This is a genomic window from Streptomyces sp. P9(2023) (assembly GCF_032436795.1).
Lineage (GTDB): Bacteria > Actinomycetota > Actinomycetes > Streptomycetales > Streptomycetaceae > Streptomyces.
Map to the genome: position 1 here is coordinate 1 of NZ_JAUPWM010000426.1, position 276 is coordinate 276.

Sequence of the window (276 nt, forward strand, 5' to 3'; positions counted from 1 at the left end):
GGTCATGTTGTCGTCCTTACCCCACAGTTCGTAGGTATAATCTTCGCTGATCGGAACGTAGCGCACGCCCGAGCCGCTGGTCGCCCGCTTCATCGGGACCAGTTCATCGTCCTGCAGCATGACCGCGATTTCGCCAGTATAGACGACATCCAGAATCTTGTTGCCATCGCAGGCGTATTTAACGTGAGTGACTTCGTTGGCAGACGCCAGAGAAGGAACAGAAAGTGCGGCAAGCGCTGCAATAGCAATCGTGATTTTCATAAGAGACTCCTTTGG

At 53.3% G+C, this 276-nt stretch carries 1 protein-coding gene; it reads right to left on the reverse strand.

Features of this window, described 5'->3' with window-relative positions; translation table 11 throughout:
- The coding region (locus tag Q5762_RS38205; protein WP_315896913.1) for an MliC family protein at nt 1-261 on the reverse strand (261 nt) is incomplete at its 3' end.
- Between the last annotated feature and the right edge of the window lie 15 nt (nt 262-276).